A 12752-nucleotide genomic window follows, 5' to 3' on the forward strand; every position below is an offset into this window, starting at 1 on the left:
CCGGAAGGCGTAGAGATGGTTATGCCGGGCGACAACATCAAAATGGTTGTTACCCTGATCCACCCGATCGCGATGGACGACGGTCTGCGTTTCGCAATCCGTGAAGGCGGCCGTACCGTTGGCGCAGGCGTGGTTGCTAAAGTTCTCGGCTAATTGCTGATAACATTTGACGCAATGCGCAATAAAAGGGCATCATTTGATGCCCTTTTTGCACGCTTTCACACCAGAACCTGGCTCATCAGTGATTTTTTGGGTCATAATCATTGCTGAGACAGGCTCTGAAGAGGGCGTTAAGTCCGAAACGCAGCAGAGCATTTCGGTTTGGTCGCCTCGCATTTCATGCGGGGTGAAGTTATTTGTCTGAATTCTTGTGACAGGTTGGTTTATGAGTGCGAATACCGAAGCTCAAGGGAGCGGGCGCGGCCTCGAAGCGATGAAGTGGACAATCGTTGTCGTGCTGCTGGTTGTGGCCATCGTCGGCAACTTCCTTTATCGTGACATTATGCTGGCAGTGCGTGCGCTGGCCGTAGTGATTCTGATCGCTGCAGCAGGCGGTGTCGCGCTGTTAACGACAAAAGGTAAGGCGACAGTCGCTTTCGCTCGTGAAGCGAGAACCGAAGTCCGTAAGGTGATCTGGCCGACTCGCCAGGAAACGCTGCATACCACGTTGATTGTTGCCGCGGTGACCGCCGTAATGTCACTGATCCTGTGGGGACTGGATGGTATTCTGGTTCGCCTGGTATCCTTTATCACTGGCCTGAGGTTCTGAGATGTCTGAAGCTCCTAAAAAACGCTGGTACGTCGTTCAGGCGTTTTCTGGTTTTGAAGGTCGCGTAGCTACCTCGTTGCGTGAACATATCAAATTACACAATATGGAAGAGCTGTTTGGCGAAGTCATGGTGCCGACCGAAGAAGTGGTCGAAATCCGCGGCGGCCAACGTCGTAAAAGCGAACGTAAATTCTTCCCGGGCTACGTGCTGGTCCAGATGGTGATGAACGACGCGAGCTGGCACCTGGTGCGCAGCGTACCGCGTGTGATGGGCTTTATCGGCGGCACTTCTGACCGTCCGGCGCCTATCAGTGACAAAGAAGTCGATGCGATCATGAACCGTCTGCAGCAGGTTGGCGATAAGCCGCGGCCGAAAACGCTGTTTGAGCCGGGTGAAATGGTACGCGTTAGCGACGGCCCATTTGCCGACTTTAACGGCGTGGTTGAAGAAGTGGACTACGAAAAGTCTCGTCTGAAAGTGTCCGTTTCTATCTTCGGTCGTGCGACGCCGGTCGAGCTGGACTTTGCCCAGGTAGAAAAGGCTTAACCGCCGATCAAAAAAGCAACGCTTTAATCGTTGCATGAGGCGCGAAATTGGCATACAATTTCGCGCCTTTTGTTTTTATGGGCCTGATGCCCGTAAAGCGATATTTATCACGGGGAGCCTTTTGTAAGGCGCTACACCCAAACGAGGAAATTTAAATGGCTAAGAAAGTACAAGCCTACGTCAAGCTGCAGGTTGCAGCTGGTATGGCAAACCCGAGTCCGCCGGTTGGTCCAGCACTGGGTCAGCAGGGTGTGAACATCATGGAATTCTGCAAAGCGTTCAACGCAAAAACTGAATCCCTGGAAAAAGGTCTGCCAATCCCGGTTGTTATCACCGTTTACGCTGACCGTTCTTTCACCTTCGTTACCAAAACTCCGCCGGCAGCAGTTCTGCTGAAAAAAGCGGCTGGTATCAAGTCTGGTTCCGGTAAACCGAACAAAGACAAAGTAGGTAAAATTTCCCGCGCTCAGCTGCAGGAAATCGCGCAGACCAAAGCTGCCGACATGACTGGTTCCGACATTGAAGCGATGACTCGCTCCATTGAAGGTACTGCACGTTCCATGGGCCTGGTAGTGGAGGACTAAGAAATGGCTAAACTGACCAAGCGCATGTCCGTGATTCGTGACAAAGTTGATGCGACCAAACAGTACGACATCAACGAAGCCATCTCTCTGCTGAAAGAACTGGCGACTGCTAAGTTCGTTGAAAGCGTTGATGTTGCCGTTAACCTCGGCATTGACGCTCGTAAATCTGACCAGAACGTTCGTGGCGCGACCGTACTGCCGCACGGTACTGGCCGTTCAGTTCGCGTAGCCGTATTTGCCCAGGGCCCGAACGCTGAAGCAGCTAAAGCTGCTGGCGCAGAGCTGGTAGGTATGGAAGATCTGGCTGACCAGATCAAAAAAGGCGAAATGAACTTTGACGTGGTTATTGCTTCTCCGGATGCAATGCGCGTTGTTGGCCAGCTGGGCCAGGTTCTGGGTCCGCGCGGCCTGATGCCAAACCCGAAAGTTGGTACTGTAACTCCGAACGTTGCTGAAGCGGTTAAGAACGCTAAAGCAGGTCAGGTTCGTTACCGTAACGACAAAAACGGCATCATCCACACCACCATCGGTAAAGTGGATTTTGACGCTGATAAACTGAAAGAAAACCTGGAAGCTCTGCTGGTTGCGCTGAAAAAAGCGAAACCGACTCAGGCTAAAGGCGTGTACATCAAGAAAATCAGCATCTCCACCACCATGGGTGCTGGCGTTGCCGTTGATCAGGCTGGTCTGAGCGCTTCTGCGAACTAAGATTAGCTTTACGTGGGCGGTGAATTTGTCTACAATCTTACCCCCACGTATTCTGCTTATAGCAGACGTATAGCCGAGATATTCAGGCTGTGGCAAGGCAGTCAACGCCGCCACTGCGTGAATAGCGACGGCTAGACAAGATTTGTTCGTTGGAGCCTGGCCTATCCAGGCCTCCGTCGAAGACCGCAGGTGTTTCGCAAGAAACTTAATCCCCTGCGTAGACGGTGACAGAACGCTAAGATTATTTTTGGATACTCTGGCTTGTTTCTGCTCACCGTATTAAGACGCTCTTCTCTTTGAGTTGAGTGAAGTGAGTTCCGGAGCATGAGCTCTGGCAAACATCCAGGAGCAAAGCTAATGGCTTTAAATCTTCAAGACAAACAAGCGATTGTTGCTGAAGTCAGCGAAGTAGCCAAAGGCGCGCTGTCTGCAGTAGTTGCGGATTCCCGTGGCGTTACTGTAGACAAAATGACTGAACTGCGTAAAGCAGGTCGTGAAGCTGGCGTATACATGCGTGTTGTTCGTAACACCCTGCTGCGCCGCGTCGTTGAAGGTACTCCTTTCGAGTGCCTGAAAGACACGTTTGTTGGTCCGACCCTGATTGCATACTCTATGGAACACCCGGGCGCAGCTGCTCGTCTGTTCAAAGATTTCGCGAAAGCGAATGCAAAATTTGAGGTCAAAGCCGCAGCCTTTGAAGGTGAGCTGATCCCGGCGTCGCAAATCGACCGCCTGGCAACTCTGCCGACCTACGAAGAAGCAATTGCACGCCTGATGGCAACCATGAAAGAAGCTTCGGCTGGCAAACTGGTTCGCACTCTGGCTGCTGTACGCGATGCGAAAGAAGCTGCTTAATCGCAGTTATCTTCATAAAGCATCTGCTTACGTATAAACTTATTCTGATATTCAGGAACAATTTAAATGTCTATCACTAAAGATCAAATCATTGAAGCAGTATCCGCTATGTCCGTAATGGACGTTGTTGAGCTGATCTCTGCAATGGAAGAAAAATTCGGTGTTTCCGCTGCTGCTGCTGTAGCTGTTGCTGCTGGCCCGGCTGCTGACGCTGCTGAAGAAAAAACTGAATTCGACGTAATTCTGAAAGGTATCGGCGCGAACAAAGTTGCCGTTATCAAAGCAGTACGTGGCGCAACTGGCCTGGGTCTGAAAGAAGCTAAAGACCTGGTAGAATCTGCTCCGGCTGCTCTGAAAGAAGGCGTGAGCAAAGATGACGCTGAAGCACTGAAAAAATCTCTGGAAGAAGCTGGCGCTGAAGTTGAAGTTAAATAAGCCAACCTTTCCGGTTGCAGCCTGAGAAATCAGGCTGATGGCTGGTGACTTTTTGGTCACCAGCCTTTTTGCGCTGTAAGGCGCCAGTAGCATTTCACACTGTTTGACTACTGGTTGTCCTGACAATGCTTGTTTCTATAGACGACTTAATATACTGCGACAGGTTAGGGTCCCTGAGCTGTGTAAATCGCAATGAAATGGTTTAAGCGTGATAGAAACAGGTATTGCGGAAAGTGTTCCATTTTCCGGTCAACAAAATAGTGTTGCATAAAAAACTGCCTTATGTGGGCAGATGGGTCGACTTGTCAGCGAGCTGAGGAACCCTATGGTTTACTCCTATACCGAGAAAAAACGTATTCGTAAGGATTTTGGTAAACGTCCGCAGGTTCTGGACATACCTTATCTCCTTTCTATCCAGCTTGACTCGTTTCAGAAGTTCATCGAGCAAGATCCTGAAGGGCAGTATGGTCTGGAAGCAGCTTTCCGTTCCGTATTCCCGATTAAGAGCTACAGCGGTAATTCTGAGCTGCAGTATGTCAGCTACCGTCTGGGCGAACCGGTTTTTGACGTTAAAGAGTGTCAGATCCGTGGCGTGACCTACTCGGCACCGCTGCGCGTTAAACTGCGTCTGGTGATCTACGAGCGCGAAGCGCCGGAAGGCACCGTTAAAGACATTAAAGAACAAGAAGTCTACATGGGCGAAATTCCGCTCATGACCGACAACGGTACCTTTGTTATCAACGGTACCGAGCGCGTTATCGTTTCTCAGCTGCACCGTAGCCCGGGCGTCTTCTTTGACAGTGACAAAGGTAAGACTCACTCTTCCGGTAAGGTTCTGTATAACGCACGTATCATCCCTTACCGTGGCTCCTGGCTGGACTTCGAATTCGACCCGAAAGACAACCTGTTTGTCCGTATCGACCGTCGTCGTAAGCTGCCGGCTACCATCATTCTGCGCGCGCTGAATTACACCACAGAGCAGATCCTTGACCTGTTCTTCGAAAAAGTGGTCTTTGAAATTCGCGACAACAAGCTGCAGATGGAACTGGTACCGGAGCGTCTGCGCGGCGAAACCGCCTCCTTCGATATCGAAGCGAACGGTAAAGTGTACGTTGAGAAAGGACGCCGCATCACTGCGCGTCACATTCGCCAGCTGGAAAAAGACGATATCAAACATATCGAAGTTCCGGTTGAGTACATCGCTGGCAAAGTTGCCTCTAAAGACTATGTTGACGAATCTACTGGCGAGCTGATCTGCCCGGCGAACATGGAGCTGAGCCTGGATCTGCTGGCCAAGCTGAGCCAGTCTGGCCATAAGCGTATCGAAACGCTGTTCACCAACGATCTGGATCACGGTCCGTACATCTCTGAGACTGTACGCGTTGACCCGACCAACGATCGTCTGAGCGCACTGGTAGAAATTTACCGCATGATGCGCCCTGGTGAGCCGCCGACTCGTGAAGCTGCTGAAAGCCTGTTCGAGAACCTGTTCTTCTCCGAAGACCGCTACGATCTGTCCGCGGTTGGTCGTATGAAGTTCAACCGTTCTCTGCTGCGCGACGAAATCGAAGGTTCCGGTATCCTGAGCAAAGAAGACATCATTGAAGTGATGAAGAAGCTCATCGATATCCGTAACGGTAAAGGCGAAGTCGATGATATCGACCACCTTGGCAACCGTCGTATCCGTTCCGTTGGCGAAATGGCGGAAAACCAGTTCCGCGTTGGCCTGGTTCGCGTAGAGCGTGCGGTGAAAGAGCGTCTGTCTCTGGGCGATCTGGATACCCTGATGCCTCAGGATATGATCAACGCCAAGCCGATTTCTGCAGCGGTGAAAGAGTTCTTTGGCTCCAGCCAGCTGTCTCAGTTTATGGACCAGAACAACCCGCTGTCTGAGATTACGCACAAACGTCGTATCTCTGCACTCGGCCCGGGCGGCCTGACTCGCGAACGCGCAGGCTTTGAAGTTCGAGACGTACACCCGACTCACTACGGTCGCGTATGTCCAATCGAAACGCCTGAAGGTCCGAACATCGGTCTGATCAACTCCCTGTCCGTGTACGCACAGACGAACGAATACGGCTTCCTTGAGACTCCGTATCGTAAAGTCACCGACGGCGTTGTGACCGACGAAATTCATTACCTGTCTGCTATCGAAGAAGGTAACTACGTTATTGCTCAGGCGAACTCCAACCTGGATGACGAAGGCCACTTTGTAGAAGATCTGGTTACCTGCCGTAGTAAAGGCGAATCCAGCTTGTTCAGCCGCGACCAGGTTGACTACATGGACGTATCCACCCAGCAGGTGGTTTCCGTCGGTGCGTCCCTGATCCCGTTCCTGGAACACGATGACGCCAACCGTGCATTGATGGGTGCGAACATGCAACGTCAGGCCGTTCCGACCCTGCGCGCTGATAAGCCGCTGGTTGGTACCGGTATGGAACGTGCTGTTGCCGTTGACTCCGGTGTAACTGCGGTGGCTAAACGTGGCGGCCTGGTTCAGTACGTGGATGCGTCCCGTATCGTTATCAAAGTTAACGAAGACGAGATGTACCCGGGCGAAGCAGGTATCGACATCTATAACCTGACCAAGTACACCCGCTCTAACCAGAACACCTGCATCAACCAGATGCCGTGTGTCTCTCTGGGCGAGCCGATTGAGCGCGGTGACGTGCTGGCTGACGGTCCGTCCACCGACCTCGGTGAACTGGCGCTCGGTCAGAACATGCGCGTCGCGTTCATGCCGTGGAACGGTTACAACTTCGAAGACTCCATCCTCGTATCCGAGCGTGTTGTTCAGGAAGACCGTTTTACCACCATCCACATTCAGGAACTGGCGTGCGTGTCCCGCGACACCAAGCTGGGGCCGGAAGAGATCACCGCTGATATCCCGAACGTGGGTGAAGCTGCACTCTCTAAACTGGATGAGTCCGGTATCGTTTATATCGGTGCGGAAGTGACCGGTGGCGATATTCTGGTTGGTAAAGTAACGCCGAAAGGTGAAACCCAGCTGACGCCAGAAGAGAAGCTGCTGCGTGCGATCTTCGGTGAGAAAGCGTCTGACGTTAAAGACTCTTCTCTGCGCGTGCCAAACGGTGTCTCCGGTACCATTATCGACGTTCAGGTCTTTACCCGCGACGGCGTAGAAAAAGACAAACGCGCGCTGGAAATCGAAGAGATGCAGCTCAAGCAGGCGAAGAAAGACCTGTCTGAAGAACTGCAGATCCTCGAAGCTGGCCTGTTTGGTCGTATCTATGCGGTGCTGGTCTCCGGCGGTATCGAAGCTGAGAAGCTCGACAAGCTGCCGCGCGATCGCTGGCTGGAACTCGGCCTGACCGACGAAGAGAAACAAAACCAGCTGGAGCAGCTGGCTGAGCAGTACGACGAACTGAAACACGAGTTCGAGAAAAAACTCGAAGCGAAACGCCGTAAAATCACTCAGGGCGACGATCTGGCACCGGGCGTGCTGAAGATCGTTAAAGTGTATCTGGCCGTTAAACGTCAGATTCAGCCTGGTGATAAAATGGCAGGTCGTCACGGTAACAAGGGTGTTATCTCTAAGATCAACCCGATCGAAGATATGCCTTACGATGAAAACGGCACGCCGGTCGACATCGTACTGAACCCGCTGGGCGTACCGTCTCGTATGAACATCGGTCAGATCCTGGAAACTCACCTGGGTATGGCTGCGAAAGGTATTGGCGAGAAAATCAACGCCATGCTGAAACAGCAGCAGGAAGTCGCCAAACTGCGCGAGTTCATCCAGCGTGCCTACGATCTGGGTACCGACGTTCGTCAGAAGGTTGATCTGAATACCTTCACTGACGAAGAAGTTATGCGTCTCGCTGAAAACCTGAAAAAAGGTATGCCGATCGCAACGCCGGTCTTCGACGGTGCGAAAGAGTCTGAAATCAAGGAGCTGTTACAGCTTGGTGGCCTGCCGACTTCCGGCCAGATCACCCTGTTCGACGGTCGTACCGGTGAGCAATTCGAGCGCCAGGTTACCGTTGGCTACATGTACATGCTGAAACTGAACCACCTGGTTGATGACAAGATGCATGCGCGTTCTACCGGTTCTTACAGCCTGGTTACTCAGCAGCCGCTGGGTGGTAAGGCACAGTTCGGTGGTCAGCGCTTCGGGGAGATGGAAGTGTGGGCGCTGGAAGCATATGGCGCAGCATACACCCTGCAGGAAATGCTCACCGTTAAGTCTGATGACGTGAACGGCCGTACTAAGATGTATAAGAACATCGTGGATGGCAACCATCAGATGGAACCGGGCATGCCGGAATCCTTCAACGTACTGTTGAAAGAGATTCGCTCGCTGGGCATCAACATCGAACTGGAAGACGAGTAACTCTCGCTCAAACAGGTCACTGGTGCCGGGGTAAGACCCGGCGCCAGATTGTGCTAACTCCGACGGGAGCAAATCCGTGAAAGACTTATTAAAGTTTCTGAAAGCGCAAACTAAAACCGAAGAGTTTGATGCGATCAAAATTGCTCTGGCATCGCCAGACATGATCCGTTCATGGTCTTTTGGTGAAGTTAAAAAGCCGGAAACCATTAACTACCGTACGTTCAAACCTGAGCGTGACGGCCTTTTCTGCGCGCGTATTTTCGGGCCAGTAAAAGACTACGAGTGCCTGTGCGGTAAGTACAAGCGCCTGAAACACCGCGGTGTGATCTGTGAGAAGTGCGGCGTTGAAGTGACCCAGACTAAAGTGCGCCGTGAGCGTATGGGCCACATCGAGCTGGCGTCTCCGACCGCTCATATCTGGTTCCTGAAGTCTCTGCCGTCCCGTATCGGCCTGCTTCTCGATATGCCGCTGCGCGATATCGAACGCGTGCTGTACTTCGAATCCTATGTGGTTATCGAAGGCGGTATGACCAACCTGGAACGCCAGCAGATCCTGACTGAAGAACAGTATCTGGACGCGCTGGAAGAGTTCGGTGACGAATTTGACGCGAAGATGGGTGCGGAAGCTATCCAGGCCCTGCTGAAGAGCATGGATCTGGAGCAAGAGTGTGAAACTCTGCGCGAAGAGCTGAACGAAACCAACTCCGAAACCAAGCGTAAGAAGCTGACCAAGCGTATCAAACTGCTGGAAGCGTTCGTACAGTCTGGCAACAAGCCGGAGTGGATGATCCTGACCGTTCTGCCGGTACTGCCGCCAGATCTGCGTCCGCTGGTTCCGCTGGATGGTGGTCGTTTTGCGACTTCTGACCTGAACGATCTGTATCGTCGCGTCATTAACCGTAACAACCGTCTGAAACGTCTGCTGGATCTGGCTGCGCCGGACATCATCGTACGCAACGAAAAACGTATGCTGCAGGAAGCGGTTGACGCCCTGCTGGATAACGGTCGTCGCGGTCGTGCGATCACCGGTTCGAACAAACGTCCTCTGAAATCTTTGGCCGATATGATCAAAGGTAAGCAGGGTCGTTTCCGTCAGAACCTGCTCGGTAAGCGTGTTGACTACTCCGGTCGTTCTGTAATCACCGTAGGTCCATACCTGCGTCTGCATCAGTGCGGTCTGCCGAAGAAAATGGCGCTGGAGCTGTTCAAACCGTTTATTTACGGCAAGCTGGAGCTGCGTGGCCTGGCCACCACCATCAAAGCCGCTAAGAAAATGGTTGAGCGCGAAGAAGCTGTCGTTTGGGATATCCTGGACGAAGTCATCCGCGAACACCCGGTACTGCTGAACCGTGCACCAACCTTGCACCGTCTGGGTATCCAGGCATTTGAACCAGTGCTGATCGAAGGTAAAGCTATCCAGCTGCACCCGCTGGTTTGTGCGGCATACAACGCCGACTTCGATGGTGACCAGATGGCTGTTCACGTACCGCTGACGCTGGAAGCCCAGCTCGAAGCGCGTGCGCTGATGATGTCTACTAACAACATCCTGTCTCCAGCGAACGGTGAGCCTATCATCGTTCCGTCTCAGGACGTTGTACTGGGTCTGTACTACATGACCCGTGACTGTGTTAACGCCAAAGGCGAAGGCATGGTGCTGACTGGCCCGAAAGAAGCTGAGCGTATTTATCGCGCTGGCCTGGCCTCTCTGCATGCGCGCGTTAAAGTGCGTATCACCGAATACGAAAAAGATGAAAACGGCGAATTCGTTGCGAAAACCAGCCTGAAAGATACGACCGTTGGTCGCGCCATTCTGTGGATGATCGTACCGAAAGGTCTGCCTTTCTCCATCGTCAACCAGGCGCTGGGTAAGAAGGCTATCTCTAAGATGCTGAACACCTGCTACCGTATTCTGGGCCTGAAACCGACCGTTATTTTTGCGGACCAGACGATGTACACCGGCTTTGCTTATGCAGCGCGTTCAGGTGCATCCGTTGGTATCGATGACATGGTCATCCCGGAGAAAAAATACGAAATCATCAGCGAAGCGGAAGCGGAAGTTGCTGAGATTCAGGAGCAGTTCCAGTCGGGTCTGGTGACCGCTGGCGAACGCTATAACAAAGTTATCGATATCTGGGCTGCGGCCAACGATCGTGTATCCAAAGCGATGATGGACAACCTGCAAACCGAAACCGTTATTAACCGTAACGGCGAAGAAGAGCAGCAGGTTTCCTTCAACAGCATCTACATGATGGCCGACTCCGGTGCGCGTGGTTCTGCTGCACAGATTCGTCAGCTTGCCGGTATGCGTGGTCTGATGGCGAAGCCGGATGGCTCGATCATCGAAACGCCAATCACCGCGAACTTCCGTGAAGGTCTGAACGTACTCCAGTACTTCATCTCCACGCACGGTGCGCGTAAAGGTCTGGCGGATACCGCACTGAAAACAGCGAACTCCGGTTACCTGACCCGTCGTCTGGTTGACGTTGCACAGGACCTGGTCGTTACTGAAGACGACTGTGGCACCCTGGAAGGCATCACCATGACCCCGGTTATCGAGGGTGGCGATGTTAAAGAGCCGCTGCGCGATCGCGTACTGGGTCGTGTGACCGCTGAAGACGTTCTGAAGCCGGGTACGGCGGACATTCTGGTTCCACGCAACACGCTGCTTCATGAACACTGGTGCGATCTGCTGGAAGAGAACTCCGTTGACTCCGTCAAAGTGCGTTCCGTTGTATCCTGTGACACCGACTTTGGTGTATGTGCGCACTGCTACGGTCGTGACCTGGCGCGTGGCCACATCATCAACAAAGGTGAGGCTATCGGCGTTATCGCGGCACAGTCCATCGGTGAGCCGGGTACACAGCTGACGATGCGTACGTTCCACATCGGTGGTGCGGCATCTCGTGCGGCTGCTGAGTCCAGCATCCAGGTGAAAAACAAAGGTAGCATCCGTCTGAGCAATGCGAAGTCGGTTGTGAACTCCAGCGGTAAGCTGGTTATTACGTCCCGTAATACCGAGCTGAAACTGATCGACGAATTTGGTCGTACCAAAGAGAGCTATAAAGTGCCTTACGGCTCCGTTATGGCGAAAGGTGATGGTGAGCAGGTTGCCGGCGGTGAAACCGTAGCAAACTGGGATCCGCACACCATGCCGGTTATCACCGAAGTGAGCGGTTTCGTCCGCTTCACTGACATGATTGACGGCCAGACCATTACTCGTCAGACCGACGAGCTGACCGGCCTGTCTTCTCTGGTGGTTCTGGATTCTGCAGAGCGTACCACTGGCGGTAAAGACCTGCGTCCGGCGCTGAAAATCGTTGATGCTCAGGGTAATGATGTTCTGATCCCTGGCACCGATATGCCTGCGCAGTACTTCCTGCCGGGTAAAGCGATTGTTCAGCTGGAAGATGGCGTACAGATCAGTTCTGGTGACACCCTGGCGCGTGTACCGCAGGAATCCGGCGGTACCAAGGACATCACCGGTGGTCTGCCGCGCGTTGCCGACCTGTTCGAAGCGCGTCGTCCGAAAGAGCCGGCAATCCTGGCTGAAATCAGCGGCATCATTTCCTTCGGTAAAGAAACCAAAGGGAAACGTCGTCTGGTTATCACCCCGGTAGACGGTAGCGATCCGTACGAAGAGATGATTCCTAAATGGCGTCAGCTCAACGTGTTCGAAGGTGAACGCGTAGAACGTGGTGATGTAGTTTCCGACGGTCCGGAAGCACCGCACGACATTCTGCGTCTGCGTGGCGTACATGCTGTGACTCGTTATATTGTTAACGAAGTCCAGGACGTATACCGTCTGCAGGGCGTTAAGATTAACGATAAGCACATTGAAGTTATCGTTCGTCAGATGCTGCGTAAAGCGACCATCGAAAGCGCCGGTAGCTCCGACTTCCTGGAAGGCGAACAGGTTGAATACTCTCGCGTCAAGATCGCTAACCGCGAGCTGGAAGCGAACGGCAAAGTGGGTGCAACATTCTCCCGCGATCTGCTGGGTATCACTAAAGCGTCCCTGGCAACCGAATCGTTCATCTCTGCCGCATCGTTCCAGGAGACCACGCGTGTCCTGACCGAAGCAGCCGTTGCGGGTAAACGCGACGAACTGCGTGGCCTGAAAGAGAACGTTATCGTGGGTCGTCTGATCCCGGCCGGTACCGGTTATGCCTACCACCAGGATCGTATGCGCCGCCGCGCAGCCGGCGAGCTGCCAGCAGCGCCGCAGGTCAGCGTGGAAGAAGCTTCTGCTAACCTGGCAGAGCTGCTGAACGCGGGTCTGGGCGGTTCCGACAACGATTAATCGTTGATTCGCTAAGCGCTTAAAAGCCAGTCAGATCATCTGACTGGCTTTTTTATTGCCTGTCCGTTGCTGCTATTATTTATTCGTTATACTTTTTAATTACATTTAATTAATGTAATCGCTGCAATTAATTAGCAAATAAACTCCCCCTTCAAGATTATTTATTTCTGTTTCAGATTTTCATCATCAATCAATGGGTA

General features: G+C 52.8%; 8 protein-coding genes and 1 pseudogene. All 9 read left to right on the plus strand.

Features of this window, described 5'->3' with window-relative positions; genetic code table 11:
* Positions 1-153 (plus strand): annotated as a pseudogene (gene tuf / locus ACSIPU_RS28680) (elongation factor Tu); the annotation flags it as partial.
* A 232-nt stretch (positions 154-385) separates the two neighbouring features.
* Positions 386-769, plus strand: a complete 384-nt coding sequence (gene secE / locus ACSIPU_RS28685) for a preprotein translocase subunit SecE (protein WP_004097638.1) — start codon at positions 386-388, stop codon at positions 767-769.
* A gap of 1 nt (position 770) precedes the next feature.
* Positions 771-1316, plus strand: coding sequence for a transcription termination/antitermination protein NusG (gene nusG / locus ACSIPU_RS28690; protein WP_002438628.1), 546 nt, complete (start codon positions 771-773; stop codon positions 1314-1316).
* A gap of 155 nt (positions 1317-1471) precedes the next feature.
* Entirely contained in the window at positions 1472-1900 is a 429-nt protein-coding gene (rplK, locus tag ACSIPU_RS28695) for a 50S ribosomal protein L11 (protein WP_004097640.1), read from the plus strand.
* A gap of 3 nt (positions 1901-1903) precedes the next feature.
* A complete protein-coding gene (gene rplA, locus ACSIPU_RS28700) occupies positions 1904-2608 on the plus strand; it encodes a 50S ribosomal protein L1 (protein WP_004097642.1) in 705 nt (234 codons plus the stop codon).
* 357 nt (positions 2609-2965) lie between these two features.
* Complete coding sequence (rplJ, locus tag ACSIPU_RS28705; protein WP_004109731.1) at positions 2966-3463, plus strand: 50S ribosomal protein L10; 498 nt, start codon at positions 2966-2968, stop codon at positions 3461-3463.
* Positions 3464-3529: 66 nt separating this feature from the next.
* Entirely contained in the window at positions 3530-3898 is a 369-nt protein-coding gene (gene rplL / locus ACSIPU_RS28710; RefSeq protein WP_004109728.1) for a 50S ribosomal protein L7/L12, read from the plus strand.
* A gap of 325 nt (positions 3899-4223) precedes the next feature.
* A complete protein-coding gene (gene rpoB / locus ACSIPU_RS28715) occupies positions 4224-8252 on the plus strand; it encodes a DNA-directed RNA polymerase subunit beta (protein WP_004109725.1) in 4029 nt (1342 codons plus the stop codon).
* 76 nt (positions 8253-8328) lie between these two features.
* A complete protein-coding gene (gene rpoC / locus ACSIPU_RS28720; protein ID WP_004109722.1) occupies positions 8329-12552 on the plus strand; it encodes a DNA-directed RNA polymerase subunit beta' in 4224 nt (1407 codons plus the stop codon).
* The last annotated feature ends 200 nt before the right edge of the window (positions 12553-12752 follow it).

This window comes from Klebsiella sp. HN106, from assembly GCF_051209435.1.
GTDB lineage: Bacteria > Pseudomonadota > Gammaproteobacteria > Enterobacterales > Enterobacteriaceae > Klebsiella > Klebsiella oxytoca.